Annotated in this window: 15 protein-coding genes and 1 pseudogene; 11 read left to right on the top strand and 5 right to left on the bottom strand. The window is 66.0% G+C overall.

The window, feature by feature from the left end; genetic code table 11:
• Window positions 1–1,472: 1,472 nt before the first annotated feature.
• A complete protein-coding gene (locus C4B68_RS28665) occupies window positions 1,473–3,659 on the top strand; it encodes an NACHT domain-containing protein (protein WP_099500808.1) in 2,187 nt (728 codons plus the stop codon).
• On the opposite strand, the gene C4B68_RS28660 is transcribed toward C4B68_RS28665, so the two are convergent.
• Window positions 3,640–4,320: an HIT family protein gene (locus tag C4B68_RS28660; protein WP_099500807.1), complete on the bottom strand. Its 681-nt coding sequence runs from the start codon at window positions 4,318–4,320 to the stop codon at window positions 3,640–3,642. The two genes, C4B68_RS28665 and C4B68_RS28660, sit on opposite strands and share 20 nt — an antisense overlap.
• Window positions 4,321–4,917: 597 nt before the next feature.
• Here C4B68_RS28660 and C4B68_RS28655 point away from each other — a divergent pair.
• Entirely contained in the window at window positions 4,918–6,195 is a 1,278-nt protein-coding gene (locus tag C4B68_RS28655; protein ID WP_167459188.1) for an HD domain-containing protein, read from the top strand.
• 37 nt (window positions 6,196–6,232) lie between these two features.
• Here C4B68_RS28655 and C4B68_RS43590 read toward each other — a convergent pair whose 3' ends face one another.
• On the bottom strand, window positions 6,233–7,408 hold the full coding sequence (locus tag C4B68_RS43590) for an adenosylhomocysteinase (RefSeq protein WP_180289214.1): 1,176 nt from the start codon (window positions 7,406–7,408) through the stop codon (window positions 6,233–6,235).
• A 103-nt stretch (window positions 7,409–7,511) separates the two neighbouring features.
• Complete coding sequence (locus C4B68_RS28645; RefSeq protein WP_099500804.1) at window positions 7,512–9,962, bottom strand: PEP/pyruvate-binding domain-containing protein; 2,451 nt, start codon at window positions 9,960–9,962, stop codon at window positions 7,512–7,514.
• Between the two features lie 428 nt (window positions 9,963–10,390).
• On the opposite strand from C4B68_RS28645, the gene C4B68_RS28640 reads away from it, so the two are divergent.
• Complete coding sequence (locus C4B68_RS28640; RefSeq protein ID WP_099500803.1) at window positions 10,391–11,164, top strand: non-canonical purine NTP pyrophosphatase; 774 nt, start codon at window positions 10,391–10,393, stop codon at window positions 11,162–11,164.
• Window positions 11,165–11,364: 200 nt separating this feature from the next.
• On the opposite strand, the gene C4B68_RS28635 is transcribed toward C4B68_RS28640, so the two are convergent.
• Window positions 11,365–11,691 carry a nucleoside triphosphate pyrophosphohydrolase gene (locus C4B68_RS28635; RefSeq protein WP_099501132.1) on the bottom strand — a complete coding sequence of 109 codons (327 nt, stop codon included), beginning with the start codon at window positions 11,689–11,691 and terminating at the stop codon, window positions 11,365–11,367.
• Between the two features lie 136 nt (window positions 11,692–11,827).
• Between C4B68_RS28635 and C4B68_RS28630 the strand changes: the two are divergent.
• Window positions 11,828–11,983: pseudogene (locus C4B68_RS28630) on the top strand (IS5/IS1182 family transposase); the annotation flags it as partial.
• 129 nt (window positions 11,984–12,112) lie between these two features.
• Here C4B68_RS28630 and C4B68_RS28625 read toward each other — a convergent pair.
• The gene (locus tag C4B68_RS28625; protein ID WP_099501130.1) at window positions 12,113–12,685 is read right to left on the bottom strand and encodes a DUF2637 domain-containing protein; all 573 of its coding nucleotides are present in this window, start codon (window positions 12,683–12,685) and stop codon (window positions 12,113–12,115) included.
• A 551-nt stretch (window positions 12,686–13,236) separates the two neighbouring features.
• Between C4B68_RS28625 and C4B68_RS28615 the strand changes: the two genes are divergently transcribed.
• From C4B68_RS28615 to C4B68_RS28585, 7 genes are all read left to right on the top strand, one after another.
• Complete coding sequence (locus C4B68_RS28615; RefSeq protein WP_240634513.1) at window positions 13,237–14,772, top strand: transcriptional regulator; 1,536 nt, start codon at window positions 13,237–13,239, stop codon at window positions 14,770–14,772.
• Entirely contained in the window at window positions 14,769–15,341 is a 573-nt protein-coding gene (locus C4B68_RS28610) for a helix-turn-helix domain-containing protein (protein WP_099501128.1), read from the top strand. Before C4B68_RS28615 ends, C4B68_RS28610 begins: the two co-directional genes overlap by 4 nt.
• A gap of 188 nt (window positions 15,342–15,529) precedes the next feature.
• On the top strand, window positions 15,530–16,243 hold the full coding sequence (locus C4B68_RS28605; protein ID WP_099500802.1) for a ParA family protein: 714 nt from the start codon (window positions 15,530–15,532) through the stop codon (window positions 16,241–16,243).
• Window positions 16,240–17,094, top strand: a complete 855-nt coding sequence (locus C4B68_RS41455) for a hypothetical protein (RefSeq protein ID WP_143674314.1) — start codon at window positions 16,240–16,242, stop codon at window positions 17,092–17,094. The genes C4B68_RS28605 and C4B68_RS41455 overlap by 4 nt, the downstream gene beginning before the upstream one ends.
• A 162-nt stretch (window positions 17,095–17,256) precedes the next feature.
• Window positions 17,257–18,834 (top strand): IS1182 family transposase, encoded by a 1,578-nt coding sequence (locus C4B68_RS28595; RefSeq protein ID WP_099506840.1) that lies wholly within the window; start codon window positions 17,257–17,259, stop codon window positions 18,832–18,834.
• A gap of 87 nt (window positions 18,835–18,921) precedes the next feature.
• Window positions 18,922–19,233, top strand: a complete 312-nt coding sequence (locus tag C4B68_RS28590) for a hypothetical protein (RefSeq protein WP_099504573.1) — start codon at window positions 18,922–18,924, stop codon at window positions 19,231–19,233.
• A 142-nt stretch (window positions 19,234–19,375) separates the two neighbouring features.
• On the top strand, window positions 19,376–20,380 hold the full coding sequence (locus C4B68_RS28585; protein WP_167459187.1) for a restriction endonuclease: 1,005 nt from the start codon (window positions 19,376–19,378) through the stop codon (window positions 20,378–20,380).
• Window positions 20,381–20,464: the final 84 nt, after the last annotated feature.

Raw genomic sequence — 20,464 nt, 5'->3', positions numbered from 1 at the left:
CGTCCTCAGGCGGTGCGGGCCGCCGGGGCGGCGGGAGTCCCTTGCTTCCAGGGCACGGCGCGCCGGCAGCCAATCCGCGGCGCCCACCGGGGCAGCCGCGATTCCTCCAACCTGTTCCTGATACCCCCAATGCGGGCCAGCCGATCAGCCCGACGGCCGGACCGCCGCCGATGCCGGAGTTCCGCGCCCCCGGAGACCCGTCATCCGACGCCACCGCTCCCCCGTCGGCCAGTCCACGGGCACGGCCGACTCGCCCGCCCGGCATGCCGGTCTTCCAAGCACCGGACGGCACTCGGTCTGCGTCGGCGCCCAGAGGGCCTGGCAGCCCCCGCGTTCCTGCCCCGTCGCGTTTCCAACGGCCCGCTCGACAGCCTCACACCCCGCCCCGGCACGCCGCCCGTCCACCCGCACCCGCCACCTTCCGACCGCCGGTGCTCGAGCCCCGAGGCACCCCGATGCAGCACCGCACACCAGCGCCCCGCCCGCGACCGTCGCGCCCCGGCACCTGGAAGTCGGCGGCAGGCAGGTGGCCTCCTTCGCGATCACCGGTTACCCATGCGAGGTGCATCCGGGCTGGCTGCAGCCGCTGCTGACCTACCCGGGCCGCGTCGACGTCAGCCTGCGCATCGAGCCGATCGACGCGGTCACGGCCGCCAACCGGCTCAAGCGCCAACTCGCCAAGCCCGAATCCGGACGCCGCCACACTCACGAACACAGACGGCTCATCGACCCGCAGGTGGAGACAGCCACTAAGTTGGTCGTTCCGCCAGTTATGGGCGATCACGCCACCCTCACCACACTCCCTGCGACACCATCGGCGACAGGGACCTCCGGTTCGGCACAGGCGATGGGTGAGGTGCAGGGCCGGGACGGTTCGCGCCGACCATGGACGGTGCAACGGGCTGTTTACGCACTACCGTTGGGAGGGCACGCGTCTCCCGTGCCTCGAGAGGGGTTGGCGTCATGGCAGTCTCCAGGCCTCGCAGTGTCTTGATCGTTGTGGCGGGCATCGTGGTGCTGTTGGTGGGTGTCGGTGTGGGATGGTGGGCCTGGGGAGGCGGTGCCGGGGAGCGCGACAGTCGCCGGGCGACGTTCGGTACGCTCCTCGCCGTAGTGGGGCTGCTCCTCACGCTGGCGGGATGGTTCATCCCCACCTCGAGCAGGAGCCCGGTCAAAGGGACCTCACAGCAGGCGACCCGTGGCTCGGTTCAGGCCGGCGGGAACATCTCCGGCGCGGTCGCCACGGGACGGGGTGCCGGCGCCACCGCCGCCCCCTCACCGCCTCCGGCTCGCCCAGCGGACAAGACTCCACCGAAAGGCAACGTCGAACAGCGAGCCGGATCCGGTGCTGTTCAGGCCGCCGGCGACATCACCGGAGCTGTCGCGACCGGGAAGAACGCCCGAGCCGACGGCCGATCGCAGCCTTCCGACGAACGACATCAGTCGCCCGACGGCAACGCGTCAGAAGGTTCGTGAGCGGCGTGACGACAGGCGGGACAGGACCGGAGGGCGGCGGGCAGAACCAGGTCGGGCAGAAGGCGGGCGACCAGGCCGTCCAGGCGGGCGGCAACATCTCCGGTCCGGTCGCCGCAGCGGAGAACGCCACCGCGACCTACAACGACAACTCCATCCATCATTACTATCCCCTTCCGCCGCGCGAGGGCTCCAGCAGCCGAGCTCGCTTGCTGGAGAAGTACCTCCCGAAGCTCGGAGAAGTCCTCTCGCGCAGGCCCCCCGGCGCGGCAGGGCCCCTGGCAGTCGAGTGGCAGGCGGGTGACGACTCCCGCATGTCGGACCCCGGCGAGATCATCGCCGAGTGTCTCGCCAGGAGGCGGATCATCCTGCGCGGGCCTGCGGGTGCAGGCAAATCGGTGCTCTTGCGGCGCGCCGCGCTCCAGAGCATCGCGTCGGGCGCCGCCATCCCGGTCATCCTTGATCTGAGCCACTGGAAGCCCGCGCACTCCCAGGCGATGAGCGAGATCAGCGAATCCGCCGAAGCTCGAAGCCAGCAGTTCGCCGTCATGGCGCGTACATCTGTCGTACCCATCAACCCAAGGGCGTTCGAGGAGTTTCTCGAGCTCGGCGAGGTGGTCCTGTTCGTCGACGGTCTGAACGAGGTCGCAAGCCAAGCGACCTCCGTCATCATCCTGAACGCGATAGACGCCTACCTGCAGCAGCATCCGTTGAGCCTGTCCGCCCTGGTCGCCGATCGGGTCCACCACGACGGCGGCACCGATCTGTGGCCGTGGACAGAGCTGCAACTGCATCCCCTGACCGTGGACACGGTCGAAGCAGTCCTGTCCGAGCACTTCTCGGCGGACGTGCGTGCGGCGATATCGGATGCGGACAGGGCGCTGCTGGGACGTCCCTTCTTCCTCGAGCAGGCGATCTCGACGGGGAGGCCGGCGCTGGGATCGGCGGAGAGCAGCCTTGAGCTGTTCTATACGGATCAGGAGCGACTGACGAACGGTGATCTCGACCGTCTGAGCGCCATGGCCTTCGAGATGTACCGCAACAGCACACGCGTGGCGACGCTGTCGTTCGCCGAGAAGTGGCTCACCGAGACAACCGCTCACCGTCTACTCGCGGACGGCACCCTGGCCAAGTCGACGGACGGCGAGATTCAGTTCGACCACCAGATCAAGAACGACTTCCTGGCCGCACGTTTTCTCGCACAGCACCAAGAGGAATGGAATTCCGACTCCTTCAACCGCGTAACGTTCTCTGCGAATTCAACCGAAATCCTGCTCAGTGCGCTGCGGATGCTCAAATCTCCCTCTGTCGGCGACAGGTTTCTCCAGGCCGTCTACAACTGGCATTGGTTGTATGCGGTGAAGACCGTCGGCGTGTCCACGGACGGAGTGGGGACGTTGTTCTCGAAGGAGGTGGAGGCATGGCTCGCCTGCTGCGCCGCGGAAAAGGTGCTCGATCCGCTCATCTGGACGAGCGAGGCGACCAGAGCGATGCTCGAGGGCCTTCCGAACGCCACCTTCCGTGGCGCGGCCACCGTGCGGTCAGCCGAGGACATCATCCGACTGAGTCACTCCATCGACTCCGATGAGGATTGGTTCGTGCAGTGGAGGAGAACCCTGGGCCTCAGCGCAGATCATGCGGGTCGCGAGGAGGACCTTCAACTGCTCGCCGGAGACAACCCAGTGATGGGCTGGGCGGTCTCGAACGCGGCCAAGCGATGGTCGCTCGACGAAGCCGATCTGAGACAGCTCCGGGCCATCTACCGGTCGACGAGCAACACGGACATCCGATGGCGTGTCGTTCACACCCTCGGGGCTTTCAGGTCGTCAGCGAACACGACTCTGCTCTTCGAGGCTTTGGACAAGGAACGAGGCGAGTGGGTGCGCTACGGCGCGATCAGATCGCTGGTCGAGCTGGCGATCGAAGGCACCTCCGACGAGAGAAGACTGGTACTCGAAGGCCTACGGGTTCGTCTCGACGCTCTGACTACCAGGCTGCAACTGAAGTTGGGCGAAGCGGTCTTCGTCTCTCATCCACCTGAAGGCTGGGCCAAGGCCGTCGGCCCCTTGCTCCGTGAGGCCGCGACGAGACAGCAGCACCTGGTCGACATCGACCGTTGGCGCGTGTTGATCAGGCAGTTCGAGAACTACGGGCGCGGACTTCGAATCACACCTCCAGGTCGCTGATCGCGTGCCGGTACCGACGGACGGTGCCGCGCAGCAGATCTTTGCGGACGACGAGCGACCAATCCCACTGAGGGTCCGGTATACCGAGAACTTCCGCAGACGCAGATCGCAGATACTGATGCCGCACGCGTGCTGACAAGAGGGCGACACAAGACGACTCGCCGTCCGAGCACAGGAGATAGGGGCGCTGACTTTCTGTGGCCTCCGTCCAACTGGTGATGTCCGGGAGCGCGGTGAGTTCCAGTTCATCGCGCTGCATGACGGCAACCAGTCTCTTGGATTCCACGGGCAGCACATGGATGTGGGCATGCGCGATGCAGGCTCCGCCGGACTGGCCGGCAGTGGACCCGTGCTCGAACAGCGTCACCGTGCCATAGGTCTTGCGCACCCAGTCCCTGGCTCTCTGGACGACGCTGATTGCCTCGTGACGGTAGTCCAGCATGGCGCGGGCGAAGCTGAGATAGTGCTTCTTGGGCACCACGAGCAAATGACCCTCGACCAGTGGTGATATGTCCACCACCATGGCGAAGTTGGCCGTCTCCAGCAGAACCCTGCTGTGCGGATCACCCTGGTAGGTCCTGCTGAATTCAGTGAAGGTCGCCCCGGACAGTTCGGCGCAGAGATCGGATCCGTCGCACTTCCCCTCGCGAGCACCACTCATCGAACTCCCCCTTCGACGACCAGCAGCGCTTCTCTACTTTGACACGGGTCCGCCCGTGCAGCCAGGACGCGTTGACCGCGGGTGCCCGACACGTGCATCCGTATGCGGACTGGCAGCGCAGGCAACCTCGAGCCGGGTACCACCGTCCCGCCGCGGCGGTCGCCTGCACGCTGCCAGGGCAACGCGCAGGAGAGTCGAAGGCCAAGCCGGTCCACGGGATCAGACTCGGGAGCAGGTGCTCCCTGCTGGTGATGTTGCTCGGCCGCCACGACGCTCATAGGGCCAACTGGCCCGAGGCTCGCCGGCCTGTGCCTGGTCCCCTTGTGAGGCTCCCCAGCATCACCGCCCCCGCGCGGCTGATCAGGTGTTCAGCGTCGGCCTTCGCATCGACTCGTGGCCGCCGCCAGTTGTCCTCACTCGTTGGCGTCTTCCGCGCCTCCTTGTCCGATCCAGATCGCTACAGGTGAGGCCACACTTATGCTCACGGGCGTCAGTTCACCCTCTGGACTGAATAAGACGAGACGCCTGCCTTGCCAGCAGCGGCGTGGAAGACTCGGGAGCACAAATAACCGCGGTCTGAAGGACGGGATGGCGCCGATGAGCAGCAGGGAAGTCCGCGACGCCGTACATGGATTGATCGAGTTGACCGATCACGAGTGGAGGGTGGTGGACTCGCCCGCATTTCAGCGGCTACGAGGCGTACAGCAACTCCCGATGACGCATCTCGTCTATCCAGGAGCCCGGCACAGCAGGTTCGAACACTGCATCGGTGCATGTCACCTGGCGGGGCGAATGGCCGACCGTCTCGGGTTAGAGCCGAGGGAGGTGCAGCGTGTGCGGGCTGCCGCGCTGGTCCACGACGTCGGGCATGGTCCATTCTCCCAGGTCGGCGAATTCATCTTCGAGGAGTTGACGGGTCAGACGCATGTACACGAGAAGATCTCGGCCGCCATAGTCAGGTTTCACACACCGGCCGGGTCTATTTTGGACGCCGACGCGGAATGGATCGCTGAGTTGCTGACCGGAACGGGACATGGCGCCCAAAGGTCGGTGGCGCGTGACATAGTCTCCGGTTCGGCAGACATCGACAAGATGGACTACTTGCTGCGTGACAGCTATTTCTGCGGCGTCGACTACGGTCGTTTTGATGTCGACAAACTGATCGAAGCAGCAAGGATCGTCCACACCTCTGAGGGCGATCACCTCGCCTATGACCTCGATGGAATTTTCGCCGTCGAGAGTCTCCTCTTGGCGCGGTATCACATGCACCGCCAGGTGTACGGGCACAGGACTCGGGTGGGGATCGACAAGATGCTTATCCGGGCTGTTGTCTCCGGCGTCCACGAGGGCCTGCTACCGCGTCGGGTGTTCGCCCCGGAGAATCTCGATGCCGCCTTCGTGGAGGAGTACATCGGCTGGGACGACCATCGGACGTTGGCCACCCTGGCCGCAGCCCCTGACTCTCGCGCCGGCGATTTGGTCCGCGCGCTGCTCAAGCGCCGTCTGATGAAGTCGGTCGTCAAACTTGAGGTCGACGACGACGTTGCTGCTCAGGCGATTCGCAAGCCGGCGGAAACCCTGAAGAAGGAGCAGGCCGCTGCCGAACATCTGGTTGCCGAGGCCGCGGGCGTCGATCCGATGTGGGTGGCGATGCATTGGGACAGCCCGCAGGCGTCGGCCAAGGAGGTGTCCATCGTCGACGGGCGTACCGGGTCGATCGGCAACTTCACCGAACTGTCCGGCTTGTTCGCACTGGGTGGTCCGCGGCCGAAGCCGTCGGTGTCTGTCTATGCCCTCCCGCCAAGAGGATCTGACGCGTTCTCCGTCGATACGCTGGCCGCGATTCGACAGGCCGCGCTGGAAGCGCTGCGCTAGGTGTGCTGAGGCCGGACAAGCCGACTGGGCCTGCGCATCAGGGGCTCTCCGCAACCCCCCGCGTGTACGCAGTCATGATCAGCTGCTCGATGCACTCGTCCAGTGGCACCACGCCCGGCCTCGTCTCGTCGGAGGCTTGGAGCACTCCGGCCAGGAGCAGGGCGCGGGTCAGTTGGATGGCTGAGGGAGGTATCGGGTCCGGTCCTCCGTCGAAGTCGATGGGAAATCCGCCTTTCAGCAGGTACCGGCACCCTTGTTCGTCGGCGAGCAGGTAGTGCCTGTCCCAGGGGGGGTTGGGTTCGTCACCGGTGAGTTCGCGGCCCTGTGTGTCATAGACGCCGGCCACGCTTTCGCCCTGACGGAGTTCCCAGGCCGCGAACTCCAGGTCGGACGAGCCCATGTTGGCGAGGACCGAGCCCGGTTGCAGCGCTCCGTGCAGGTCCGCCGGGAATGAGACACCGCCCGTCGAGGCCGCTGTTACGCACCTCCGAGCGAGCCGGGTACGGAGATCGTCGGAGGTCAAGAAGCCTTCGGCCGCCGCAGTCCTTCGTGTCTCGACCGCTTTGTCGAATATGGTGACGTCGTAGCCTTCCGCCCTCAGTCGAAGGGCCACGGCACGTCCGACGGCCCCGTAGCCGATGAGGAAGACCTCATTAAGGTCGCCGAACAGATCGCGTCCCGATGCCAGCAGCTGCTGCAGGTGATGGACCATGGAGGCGGCGATGAGTGGTGCTTCGAGGTGCAACTTGGCTCGGCTTCGCCCGATGTTGACGACGGGGAAGCGCGGCGGAAGGGCGTTCGCCGCGCGTATGCCCCGGGTGGTCTGTTCGACTGCCACGACGGGAAATTCAGGTGGAAACAGCTTATGGGCGTGAGTGAGGGCGTGCCCTCCGTCGTCCAGCAGCAGTACGCCCCGGGCAGTGGTCTGCGACGTGTCCCGTACGTGCGTCAGGGCCGATTGCACCGCTTCGGCGAGGATCGTGTCATACGGCCGGTCCGCCGATCCGCGGAATGCGGGATTGAGAACACGTATCCCTGAGTCGCGGAGCATGCGGAGCGCCGCTTCGTTGGTGGAATAGCCCTTGCCGACGATCTGCATCCGACTCAGGTCCGCCCCGCAGCGGGAGAGCGATCTGATGAGCGCACCGGTACTGGCCAGAAGATGCTGAACACAGACGATCGAGAAGCCGGCGAGCGGTTGGGAGGTTCTCACGTCGAAGATCTTCTCGACATGTTCCAGCAGTGGAAGGCGTGGGAACTTCGCAAGAGAGGGATAAGGGTGAGTCACAGGTGTCTCCCGGATTCGCTTCGCGGCCTCAGGCGCGATCGATGAAGAGCTGTTCTTCGTGACCTTTCGCGTCGAACAGTTTGAAGAAGGCGAGACGTCCCCTGCTGTCGGCCCTTCCCTGGAATTCCAGGATTTCGAGCCCGAACTCGTCGTCCAGGGCAACCATGTAGTGGGGCAGATCGAATGGCGGTTTCCAGAACTCCTGCACGATGAGTCTGGTCACCTGTTCGGCTATCACGAGGCTCCGCTCGTCGACCAGCCCGTGCAGCCTGTTGAACGACAACTCACCTCGTGACATGGCGACCTCGGCGAAGCGGCCGGGTCTCGGGCCGCTCCAGTAGTCGCGGCCCACGAACGGGCGCACCGGACCCAGGTAATGCGGGTGTTGGTAGTCGGACTCCACCGTGACAAGAATGACCTCGTGCGGTGACGCCGACTCCAGGGAGCGCAGACGGGATGTGCCGAGCATGAGCACGATCTGCAGCTGAGCCGGTGGACCCGCGCAGGACAAGGTGCAGACGAAGTGTTCAGCGTTGAGTTCGGGCTCGCCTTTTCCTGGCGGGTCGAACACGACGACCAGTTCGGTCACCGCGGTGTCGCTCACCCAGGTGCGGTATCCGCCGTGGGGACTGCGACCGGCATAGGCGGGATCCTGGAGAAAGGAGTCGACTTCCTCGGCTGTCTTGATCCCTGTCTGCCAGGGGCCGTTTCCGAGGTGTGGATCCGCTGTTCGGCACACCTTGGGGCCGATCCAGAAGCCCTCCTCGATGCCCGAGAGCATTGCGCTGCGAATCGCATCGCGGTCGCCGGCGGGAAAGACCTCCTGCCTGATCCGCCACTGTGCCGGGACAAGGCTCAGGAGTTCGTTGACGATGGCCTTTTCCGACTTCCAGGTGCACCGCTGGACCACCGATTCGACGGTGTTCCTGATGTTTTGCTCCGCCTGCTGGCATGGGTAGTTGAACACCTGCCAGGAGCTCATACTGCCATGGCTTGTCATCCACTGCGCGAAGCGCTCGACCAACTCTCGGGCACCTGCGTCTTCCGACTCCTGAATTTCTCCGCGGAAGAGTTCACCCCGACTCCCCAGAACCGTCACGATGTCGCCCGCGTTCACCGTGCTCGCTCCGAATCGTACGGGGGTGCCCGGTCGAGGGAGCAGAGTCTCCCGGTCGAGGCTGACGACATAGGGCTTGCCGAGCTTGCGGAGAAGAGAAGCGGTGTGCGTGCCGGGGCCTCCACGGATCGTGACGAAACCGGCGCAGCTTTTCATCAGCCCGAAGTCGTCTTGAGGAGTGAGTGATTCCGCAAGAAGAATGGCATTGTCCGGCAGGAGTGGATCACCGGCTTCATCCGGCTTGACGACCAGCGGACCGGTTGCGATGCCCGCTGAAGCAGGTATCCCCCGGGCGAGAAGATCTGGCGACGAGTCCGGTGATGCCGCCGCTACCCGATTGGCCAATCTGGGTAAGGCATCCGCTCGAGTGTGCAGGACAGCTTGAGCAGGTGTCCACATCCCCGCATCGACCTTGCTGCAGGCGAGCCGAATGGAGGCCAGTGGAGACAAAGAGACATCGCGGGCCTGCAACAGCCAGACCCTTCGTTCATCTACCGTGAATTCGACTTCCTGCACATGCGGAAATTCGGCCTCCAAGGTATCCGATATCCTGCACAGGTCCTCGTATACGTCAGGCCAGTCTGCCTTCATCCGGATGAGCGACCGGGGTTCACGGACGTGGGCCGATCCGACGACCTCGGGCCCCTGAGCCTTCACGAGGTAAGTTCCTGCACAGGGCCCCTCTCCGGACTGAATGTTTCGGCTCCAAAGAACTCCCGAAGCGCTCCCTTCCGAACGGTTTCCGTAGACCATCACCTGGACAATGCATGCAATCGGTATCTGATCATCGAGAAGGCGCTGGGCAGTGAACTCGGCAATTTTCCTGTGCATATTCGATAAGAAGACGGCATCGATGCAGGCAGTCACCTGGTCCAGTAGCGATGCTCCCACGGGAGTATATTTGGACGCTACTCGAAGGCTTGCGCTGGAGCCTCTGTCACGGTTGACCCCCGAAGCCAGCAGATAGGTACGTATGAATTCGGAAAGGATTTCGTGTCTGAATGATTCGGGCTGCGCGTCCAGCCAGTCATGGGTGACGCCTACATTCAGAACCGAGTTCAACATCCCCGGCATGGACACGACGGGGCTCGATCGCACAGAGACCAGAAACGAGTCGGACACCGATAAGCCCAACGCGCCGACCTGTGGCCTCAGCTGCTCGAGCTGTTCCGCAACCATGTCGCGCAAGTCGTCGTCGACTCGGAATCCGGCTTCGAACCAGCGGTGATATGCCGCGGTGGTCAGGATGAAGGCGGGAGGGATCGGAAGGCCCAGGCGGGCGAGTTTCGCCAGTCCCGTCCCTTTCCCCCCGAGCATGTCAGACGGCATGCCGACGGCCTCGGCCAGACCAAGAATGAGCACCGATCACGCTCCTACCTAACGGGCGAGGGAGTCCCCGTAACGGAGCATGACGACCCAAGAGGATCTGTCAAGCTTCCGGTATAACTCAGTTCTGGCTTCGGCGAGTTGGCCTGGAACCGCTGGCCGAGCGCACCTCGCGATCGTCACGGTTGGGCCCTTGGGCCGGCCCGTCGGTGGTGTGGAACCAGCCGCACCGCCGCCGAGCCCAGGACAGGCACGTCACTCCAAGGTCAGATCGGTGCAATCCGCGGCCGACGGGCCGGGCTGCTCGGTCAACCGGATCGGCGGCTCGGTCGAGAGTCCCGCCAGCAGACCCGCGTACCGGGTCAAACCACCTGCGAATATGGGCCGTTCAGAACCCGCAGCATCCTCAGATCTGACCCTCTGCACCAGCCAATCACGCAATGATGCCCGTGATACCGTGAACCATGCGTGACGAGCCCAACAACCTTGTTGACGTGCAAACGCCGCTCTGCGGAGCATGGCCGATAGACGTCACAAGCCCGGGCCTGCTCCCTCCGAGCTCAGCATTTTCGAGCCTCGCCTATCCGACAGCCAACGTGCAGCAGCCGCAGCCTGTCCACGCGTCCGATAAACCAAGAGTTGCACCGAAGATCCCTGATTCCAGAATGCTGGCCGGAACGGACTTTCCCCGGGGCCTGGCCCTGGTGAGCAGCAACAAGAACAAGGTCGCCGAGTTCGAGTCGCTACTGGGCTTCAAGCTGGCGTCCGTGTCCATGCAGCTCCCAGAAGTGCAGTCTCTGGACGTCAAACACGTCGCTCTACGCAAGGCCGAATTGGCCTTTTCTCTGGTACGCCGCCCTGTCCTGGTCGACGACACCGGCATCTACGTCGATGCCTGGCACGGTTTGCCCGGCGCGTTCACCGGCTGGTTCTTCAACACAGTCGGCAGCGAAGGCATGCTGCAGATGCTGCAGCAGAGCGACAATCGTTCCGCTACAGCTGTGACAGCGCTGGCTGTGTGCGACGCGGACGGCTCGCGGGTGTGCGTGGGCGAAGCCACAGGCCATGTGGCAGCACAAGCTCAAGGCGGTGCGGCAGACGGGCACAACGCGATCTGGATCCCCGAGGGCGAAAACCGAACAGCGGCAGCGATGCCGCGGGACCACAGGGACAAGGTATCCAGCAGAGCGGCAGCGGTGGCGGCGCTCAAGCGTCAGGAATGGGTGGAGAGGTTTTAGTCTCCCCCTCGTCAACCCTGACAGTCGACCGCTCAGCAGACCGAAACGTAGATGAGCACTGGCGGGTGCCGGATTGGTGCCCGCCTCCCCCACTGCACATCAGGTCACCACGTGGCCGCGACGCACAGGCAGCATGGAGGTGGGCGGCGTCGTTGCGGGTCGTCTCGGAGATTGGAACCGATCGCTGAAGCGGCTTGCGGTCATCGGTTACCCGTCCAGACGATGCGCTCCGCGAAGCCGCCCCGCTCACAGGCTTTGGCGGCGCGGATCTGCTCCAACCGTTCCGCGTCGACCCCGAACTCCGCAGCGAGTGCGCGTACGACCTCCAGTACATCCGCGAGTTCCTCCAGTGCCGAGACCTCATCCGCCTCAAGGAACTCGATGACTTCCTCGCCGAGCTTGTCCCGCAGTCGGCTGCGGTACTCAGCCGGACTCGCGATGTAGGTGATCGGATCGCCCCCGTCCTCGCGGATGATCTGCGGAATCCGGTCCCGCACCAGCTTGCCCTGCATGTCACGGGGATCCATCGCCACCTCTGGCATCTATCGCCGTGGAACGGTCGCCGAGTGCCGCTCCTCTTGCTGCCGCAATCCAGGAAAGCGGCCTTCCGACTCGCCAGTCTCTCGCCTCGACGCCCGTGGATACGAGCGGCCCCCCGCCCCGGCCGCGAACCTGCACGACAGCCAGGCACTGATCCCGCTGGTGAGAGGCATCCCGCCGATCCGGTCTCGCCGCGGACGCAGACGGCGCAAGCCGGGCAAGCTCCATGGCGATAAGGGATACGACTACTCCCACCTGCGGCGATGGTTACGCGGACGCTGGGATCGCCTACGGGACGCGAGTCCTAGGGCGACGGAGGCCCCGTAGTAGTCGCCGGAGTAACGACCGGCCAGGGAGGACGGGAAAGCCGTCCACATCGGGCGAAGGGGGCCAGGTGACTCGGACACATCAGACCCGGGAGGTATGCGAATTGCAGATCGCCGCAACGGCGTTGTGTGTCCTCCGCGAGCAGCCTGAATCGACGCTGTAGTCACTGGAGAGCCGGATGATCGGGAAACCATCATGTCCGGTTCGGCGGGAGGCCGCACGGAAAAGGACCTGCCACGGCGGCCGGTGCACCAAAAGCTCCACCGACAGGAGCCATGCGACCGGAGGCCATCCCGAGACCAGCACCGGTTTCCACTCCAAAGCCGGCGCCGCCGCGATGTTCGCGGCCAGCGAGGCCGCGATCTCCAGCGGAAACGCCGACCACACGGCACCCCGCGCCCGGCGTGAGCTGGATCCAGGGGGCTTCAGCAGGCCGACCGTGGCCAGGAGCAAGAGACCGTCCACGGACAGCGGCCACAACGACGCGCTGATCTCGTCCGCCCCACCCTGCAGCGCGAACTCCCGCTGGTGAACATACGACGCGTAGGCAGCGACCCCGGCCACGATCAGAGCGCACAGAGGCCGGATCCACGCATCCAAATCGAAGCCCCGGTTCCCCGCAGTTCCCTCCTGAGGCCCGGTGACATCACTCATCGAGCCCACCGCCCGGCACCCCGCCCCAGTGCACAACGCGTGCACACTGCGTGGGAACTCCCGGGAACTCGCAGGTAGAAGCGGGAAGCGCCCGAATACGGAAAAGGGCCCCGACCGGGCCATAAGCCCAGGTCAGAGCACAGATGGCAGACGAGTCGGGCTGTACGCCGGGTATTCTTGACGCACCTTTCTGACCTGCGCCTTTGTGGGCCAGATCGGCTGTGACCTGCTAGGTCGGGTTGCAGAGACGACCGGAGGCAGTCAGAGGAAACCGCTCTGATTCGACCCCGATTCGAACCGAGCTACTCGGAGCCAATCAGAGGCAATCACCCTCTGTTTTGGTCCGAGTCGGCCCAGGTGAGACGGCGTTGATCAGGCTGTGAACCCGCTGACGGCACTCGGAGTCGACCTCGGTCGAGCCGCGATGGGGACGTCTGCCTCCAGTACCGGGGCCAGGCATACGAATGCCTCCAGGATGGCCATCCTGGAGGCTTCGCTGGCACCGATTGGAGGTCGGTACCGGACACCACCCGTGGTTTTAGCGGGCCTGGGTGGCGTCTCTGTCCTTGCGGGACGGCTCCACAGTGCCACACAGCGCCTACCAGACAGGTTCTCCCCGACAGCCATTTCACCCACGCGAGCGACTGGGCCTTCACCATCTATCTACGGCTGCAGCCGATCTCATTCTGCTCGGGGACCTCACCGGCCGCTATGCGGCGGGCAGTTACAGCAAGCTCGCCTCCGACGGCCGGACCCTGGTCCTGCGCGCGGACCGTCAAGGCGCGGCCGAGCATGGGCACCGGATCACGGTGGCCATCGCCTGCCACGTTGCCCGCGCCGGCGGCACCGTCGACCAGCTGACGCAGCTCTTGCTGCACCCCGAGCACGAAGGCGGGCGGCACGCTCGGAACATCGCGCTGCGGTCCGGGCAGTCACGTGCTCTGGCGTACATCGGCCGGGTGTGGGCCAGCGCCTCGGCCGCGGTCAGCAGCACGACGGTGCTGGAATCGCGGCACCACGCGTACGAGGTGCTTGCTGCGCTGCGCGACCGCATCGAGACGACACCCTGGCGTGGGGAACGTGGGCGGACCGCGCTGCGGGTCCTGCGGGCGCATCTGAACTTCGCCGAGATCGCGGGCGGTCCGCTGTACCACGCCAGCGAGCGGCAGACCGCGGAGGAAGCGGGGATATCCCGCACCACCCTCCGGGTCGTCTACGAGACCGTCCTCAAACCACGGGGCTGGCTGCGACGTCTGCGCATCGGCCACGGCCGCGAAGGCTCGACCTGGTATCTCGCCGAGGGCAGCCCCGACCGCCACAGCATCCCCGTAGGGCAATCTCGTTTCCGAACCACTCAGTACCCCCCCGACCCGGCACGTGAGGAGTGGCCCACCCCTGAGACGGGCACAACGGCCGACCTCGACTCCACCGTCATCGGCCGGCTGATGGGCCACGACGCCTTCGCCCACCACGCCCTGGGCAGCGCCGCGCTCGTGATCATCAGTGCCCTGCACGTGCGCCCCGCCCAGACCGTTGCCGAGCTCGTAGGTACTTCTTCGGTCTCCCGCGCCACCACCTACCGGTCCCTGCGACGCCTCGCCGACCACGGTCTCGTCCAGCACACAGGGGAGACCTGGGCCCTCACACCGCGTGCCCTGGAGGGTTTCGGTATCCACCTCCCGGACGACGCTGGCAACGGCCACACGCCGGCACAGGGCTGGGCCGACATCGCCGAGCAACACGGCGCCTGGGGCATCGCAGCCCAGCGCAAGGCACTGCACGCGGCCGAGCGTGCGGCCTACCAACAGGCACTGGACCGGTTTGCGGAGCACCGCCGCAGGGCCGTGGTGATCGTCCGCGACGGCCGTCAAGTCCTGGTCCCCATGCCGCGCCCCGATGAGATCCCGCCCGCGTGGCACGCCCCGCACGGGCGCGTCCTCGACCCGCTCACCGGCCGTCCGGCCGCCGACTGGCGGGTCGCCACCGACGGCCGACTGATCCTCATCACCCCATCCGACCAGCGCAGTTACGACGAGCTGGCCGCCGCCCATGCCGAAGCCCTCAGCGAATGGGAGTCCGCCGCATGAACCCAGAGCCCCCGGTCACCTCCGACGCGAGCGAGGCGGTGACGCCCGAGTCCCTGCGCACGCAGTACGAGTCCGGCGCCACGGTCGAAGAACTCGTCGCCAGCAGTGGGCTGTCGTACGGCACGGTCCTCAACCGGCTGCACGACGCCGGGACCGAGATGCGCACCTCCTGGCAGACCCGCCGGCTGCGGCAAAACCCCCAAGCCCGCCGCCGCCTCGCCGCCCGCCTGCGCACCCTGTATGAGCAGCACGGCGCAACCCTCACCGAACTCGCCGCAGCGGCGGGAGAGACGAGGCGCGGTGCCCGGCGCCTCCTGCTCGAAGCCGGCGGCACCGTGCGCACCACCCAGCAGACGCAGCGGGTGCGTGCCGCAGCGCGGGCCGCCGAACGGTACAAGGTCGCGCTGTCCCTACGGGTCCGGTACGAGGCCGGAGCCACGGTCCCGGACCTCGCCAGAGAGCACAGCTACTCCGTCGCCACCGTCTACCGGCTCCTGCACCAAGCAGGCACCCGCATGCGGCCCCAGCACCACCACGGACCGGCCCGCGCCACGAGGAAGCGGTCATGAGCGCCCCCGCCCGGTCGGGTGCCCCTCGCCATGCCCGACAGATCAAGAAGTCGACCGTGCTCCATCCCGGACTAGGCGCTGCCGCACGGGCCCCTCCGTCATCGGCAAGCAGCCGCCACCGAATGTCGGCCCTCTTCGCCGACGCGCATAGGACAACTCACCTTCCAGTTTCAGGAGAACAAGCACACGTGAACGAGAACACCCGTATCAAGACCCTGGCTGCGGCCACAGCCCGCGCCTGGGACGCCTTCGTGATCGTCGTCGGCATGCTCAAGGGCGGCACCGGCAAGACCACCTCGGCCTGGTTCATCGCCCTCTACTACGCCGTCGTCCTCGACCTGCCGACGCTGCTGCTGGACGCCGACGCCACCAGCCAGTCCGCCTACGACTGGTTCAAGGTCGCCAAGGCCGAGGGCTTCGAGATCCCGGAGAACCTGATCGTCGAGCGGTACCCGTTCGATGACATCGCCGAGTACATCCGTGAGAAGCGTGCCGAGTTCGGAGCGATCGTGGTCGACGCCGGCGGCGGCAGCGCGAAGCTGTTCCACGAGGCTGTCACCGAGGCGAACCTGCTGCTCGTGCCGGTCGCCCCCACCAAGATCGAGCGTCGCAAGCTCGTGGCCACCTTCGACGAGGCCGAGCGCGCCGCCGCCCGCAACGAGCGCGACGTCACCGCCCACGTGGTCCTCGTGAAGGCCGACGACCGCACCAGCCTGCCCCGCAACGCAAAGGACAAGCTGCTGGAACCCGAGAAGGGCGAGGGCATCGGCCCGGACCGCGACGAGCCCTTCCCGCTCGCCGAGACGACCATCCACTCCTGGGTGCACTACATGGAGGCCTTCGGCGAGATCCCGACCGAGCTGAGCGAGTACGCCGAACTGATGAAGGAGCTGACGGCATGAGCGAGCGTATGAAGCCCCTCACCCGCCGCACAGGCCGCACTCTGGGCGGGGCCAAGAAGGCGACCCCGCCGCCCCCTCCCCCGGCCGCCGAGCTCACCCCCGAGCAGTACGCCGCCGAACAGGCCGCCGCCCAGGGCGAAGGCCGTCCCCCTGCGGGCGAGGCGCAGGTTCAGCCCGGCCCTTCCGCCCTTCCCGCCGAAGCATCGGCACAGGGCCGGACCGGGGCGGTGCCCGAAGTAGCGCAGACCGCAGCCCAGCCGACTGCCGAGGCGCCGAGTGGCCCGGTGCCGGAGCCGGCCGCCAGTCAGCCGACTCACCCGGCCGTCGACGTTCCCGAGGCAAGGACAGAGTCCGCTGGGATGCCGGTGGAGCGGCAGGTGCCGCTTGTGGTCCCAGCTCCCGAGCCTGCAGCACCTGCAGTCCAGGCCACGCAGCCGGCCGAACCTGTTGCGCAGCATGGTCCGCCTGCTGTCACGTCCGCGGTTGCTGGTGCGGCCCCGGCCGCCGAGGTGGCCATTCGCCCGGCCGTTCCCCCGGCGGCAGGCGGCACCGCGTTCCCGGTGAGGACCGATGGTCCAGGCCACCAGGAACAGCACGCTCGATCGCAGGACGCTCCCAGCGAGGGTGCTCCGTATGCGCACGGTCCCGGCCGTCCCAACGTTCCCGAGGTCGCCGTCGTTCTCAACCAGCGCATCATCGCGCGGGAGAGTCTCGACTCGTCGGTGCCCGCTGCGCTGAAGTTGAAGAAGCGGATCAAGCGCTTCGCGCTGGACAACGAGCTGGATCACCTGCCTATCGGCGACATCGTCTCGGTCGCGCTGGATGAGTGGCTCACCGCCCGCGGCTTCTGAACTCGGCCGTACGCACGGGGCGGCCGTCCCCACATCGGGTTCGGCCGCCCCTACCGACTATTCCAATAGGCCGTTAGGCGGGTAGCTATCCGCCTAGAAGATCACTGAAAATGTTGCGGGTTCTGGCCCCGGCCCGGCCGGGCCGGGGCCAGTCTTGTAGGCATGCAGGGGGAATGGGCCGGGGAGATGGCCGGGCCGGATGTGTGGGAGACCTGCCGGGAGTTGATCCCGGCCGGGAGCGTGTTTGCGTTCCTGGCCGAGCACCGGGAGGCACTGTTCCCGCCGTCGATGTTCGCCGACATGTATCCCTCGTCCAACGGCCGTCCGAGTCTGCCGCCGCAGGTCCTGGCCGCGACCGTGGTGCTGCAGAGCCTGCAGGGGTTGTCGGACTTCGAGACGGTCCAGGAACTGCGGTGTGATCTGCGGTGGAAAGCGGCCTGCGGGCTGGGCTTGTACGACATGGCATTCGATCCGTCGCTGCTGACGTACTTTAGGCGCCGTCTGCGCCACTCGGCCGATCCGATGCGGATCTTCACCAAGGTCAAGGAAGTCGTGGCCGCGACCGGCGTACTCAAGGGCAGGCAGCGGCGGGCGCTGGACTCCACCGTCCTCGATGACGCGGTGGCCACCCAGGACACCGTTACCCAGATCATCTCCGCCATCCGCCGGGTGATCCGCGAGGTCCCCGGAGCCCAGGAGGTGGCCGCAGAGCACTGCCACGCGCACGACTACACCGACCCGGGCAAACCGAAGATCGCCTGGAACGACGAGCAGGCGCGCGCCGCGCTGGTCGATGCGCTGGTCACCGACGCCCTCAACCTGCTCGGGCACCTGCCCGAGCGGGAGCTGGGCGAGAAGGCCGCGAACGCGGTGGGCCTGCTGGCCCTGGTCGCCGGGCAGGACGTCGAGCCGGCCCCCGACTCCGACGGACGCGACGGGCGCTGGCGCATCGCCCAGCGCACCGTGCCCGACCGGACGGTGTCCACCGTCGATCCCGACGCCCGGCACATCCACAAAAACCGCACCCGCCACCAGGACGGCTTCAAAGGACACGTCTCCTTCGAGCCGGAGAGCGGGCTGTTCACCGCCGTCGCCCTCACCGGCGGCTATGGTCCCGGCAGCCACGAAGCGGCCGTTGCCGGTGAACTGCTGGACGGGGAGGACGGCGCATTAACCGTGCTCGGCGACTCCGCCTACGGGACCGGCGACCTGCGCGAACAGTTGCAGGCCGCAGGCCACACCCTGGTCATCAAGCCACCGCCGCTGCGACAGGTGATCCCCGGCGGCTTCACCATCGACGACTTCCGCATCGACCCAGCCGCCGGCACCGCGACCTGCCCGGCCGGACGCACCGCCAACCTCGGCCAGGTCAAAGCGGACGGCGCCCGCACCGCCCAGTTCAAACACCTCTGCGCCGACTGCCCCCTGCGCGGGCGCTGCACCACCTCCAAGACCGGACGCACCCTCAACGTCCATCCCCAGCACCAACTGCTGACCGCCGCCCGGCGAGAGGCGGCCGACCCAGCCTGGCAGGCCGAATACCGCAGATGGCGGCCCCCGGTCGAACGCGCCATCGCCTGGCTGGTCGCCAAGGGCAACCGCCGCGTCCCGCACCGCGGCATCATCGCCAACAACATCTGGCTCCACCACCGCGCCGCCGCCCTCAACCTCCGCCGACTGATCAACCTCGGACTCACCCGAACCGGCACCACCTGGCACCTCACCCCGGCCACCGCATAGCGACAAGGGCCGCCCGGCCCACGGCCGGACAGCCCCAACAACAAGATTTTCAGCAGCCTTCTAGCTGGATCAACCGGGGAAGCTCTCATGCCTGACCACTCCCTCTACGCCCGCCGACTGCGGGAAATCGCCGACGCGCTCGACTCTGAGTGCGAGCCAACCGATGACGCTCTTTCGCCACACCCGGACACCCTGGAGGTCATCAGCAACCGGCGCACCAAACGCGGACAACTCAACTACGCCGTCCCCGAAACACTGCAGCTCCAGCGCCGGATCCGCCGTTTCCACGCCGATACCGGCCTACCGCACGGGGACATCGTGGCGCTGGCCGTTGACACCTGGCTCCGTGCAAAGGGATATCCGCCAGGTCTCTCCCCGGCCAGGACGACGGCGACATGACCAGGCAGACCGACGAGCTATGGGGAGAGAGCCGATTGAGGATCACGTGCACGCTGGCGAAGAGCTAGGGGTGTCCCTGCGCGCGTGGATCCTGGGCCGGAGGCCGCCCGGGGTTGTCAGTGGCCGCATATACGCTCCCCCGGTGATCATTGACCGTGACGCTCGTGTTGTCCCTCCCCGCTACCCGGACCGTGACGTCCGCAGATGGATGGGCGACGCGTTAGGCAAAGCCGACGAAGCTGACCTGCTCGCTGCGTACTTATGGGTTCAGGAAATCTCGATCGGCCGCGAAGCCTGCACCGGGCTGCGCCGGCAGAGAGATGCCCTTCGCACGAATCTTGAAAGGCTCGAGAAGCTCAAGGGAGACTCGCACTTTCGTGGCCGCACCTGGGACTTCACTCGGGTCGAACTTGACTCGGTCTTCGACGCGTTCATCAAGATGGTGAAATATGAGCTCGACCTCATCGGGCGCTGCTTGCAACAAGCGAGCCTGGCGTTCGAGGAACTCAGCACGCTGCCCGAGGAAGACCTGTCTACACGCTACGCTCCAGGCCGTGTCGATTCTCCACTGAACACGATCGCCGAGCAGTGGGACGAGATCGCACCCAGCACAGAACGCTTCGCAGCAATGAATCAACGGGCATTGGCGGAAACGGAGCATCTCGAAGCTGTAGATGACCGGAGGAACCTCTTCGCCCAGAGCCAGAAGTGTTACAGCCTACGGCGCATCCTAGAGTTCGATGGTAAGAACTTCGAGATTCTTGTCGCGTGGCTCACACACCGCGATGGGATGAAGGTGATCCGTCAGCACGGAGGTACTGGGGACCGGGGTGCGGACGTCATCTCTCAGACGCCGGACGGCCGGCGTGTGGTGGTGCAGTGCAAGCAGACCAGCAGGGCTGCCAAACAAATGGTCACCAGCACGAACGTCCAGACGTTCAATGGAACTGCTCGCCTTGAACACAAGGCTGACATCGCGCTGATGGTCACCAACGGCACTTTCTCCGAGCCAGCGCGCGACTTCGCCAACGACCACGCGATCCACTTGATCGGTGCAACGGAACTGGAGCGCTGGGCTACATGGGGAGACTCCCTGTACGAGGTCGTGGGCATCTCGCGGGAGAGCACCAGTGAGGACCCAGCCTGATCCCTCGGGTCTGGTACGGAAGGTCGATAACACCAAGCGCGTTCCGCTTGGCTGCCCGCGGGGCAGAACTGGTCCTGTGCCCGG

Origin of the sequence: Streptomyces dengpaensis (assembly GCF_002946835.1) — a bacterium.
In the GTDB taxonomy this organism is placed as follows: Bacteria; Actinomycetota; Actinomycetes; order Streptomycetales; family Streptomycetaceae; genus Streptomyces; species Streptomyces dengpaensis.
Note: the sequence above shows the minus strand (reverse complement) of the source record. Positions and strands in the feature narration are given on the sequence as shown.

Bases quoted from the DNA above. Each gene is read 5' to 3' on its own strand.
- C4B68_RS28660 (WP_099500807.1), bottom strand. From the start codon at position 4,320: ATGAGTGGTGCTCGCGAGGGGAAGTGCGACGGATCCGATCTCTGCGCC.
- C4B68_RS28655 (WP_167459188.1), top strand. From the start codon at position 4,918: ATGAGCAGCAGGGAAGTCCGCGACGCCGTACATGGATTGATCGAGTTG.
- C4B68_RS28640 (WP_099500803.1), top strand. From the start codon at position 10,391: ATGCGTGACGAGCCCAACAACCTTGTTGACGTGCAAACGCCGCTCTGC.
- C4B68_RS28635 (WP_099501132.1), bottom strand. From the start codon at position 11,691: ATGGATCCCCGTGACATGCAGGGCAAGCTGGTGCGGGACCGGATTCCG.
- C4B68_RS28625 (WP_099501130.1), bottom strand. From the start codon at position 12,685: ATGAGTGATGTCACCGGGCCTCAGGAGGGAACTGCGGGGAACCGGGGC.
- C4B68_RS28610 (WP_099501128.1), top strand. From the start codon at position 14,769: ATGAACCCAGAGCCCCCGGTCACCTCCGACGCGAGCGAGGCGGTGACG.
- C4B68_RS41455 (WP_143674314.1), top strand. From the start codon at position 16,240: ATGAGCGAGCGTATGAAGCCCCTCACCCGCCGCACAGGCCGCACTCTG.
- C4B68_RS28595 (WP_099506840.1), top strand. From the start codon at position 17,257: ATGCAGGGGGAATGGGCCGGGGAGATGGCCGGGCCGGATGTGTGGGAG.
- C4B68_RS28590 (WP_099504573.1), top strand. From the start codon at position 18,922: ATGCCTGACCACTCCCTCTACGCCCGCCGACTGCGGGAAATCGCCGAC.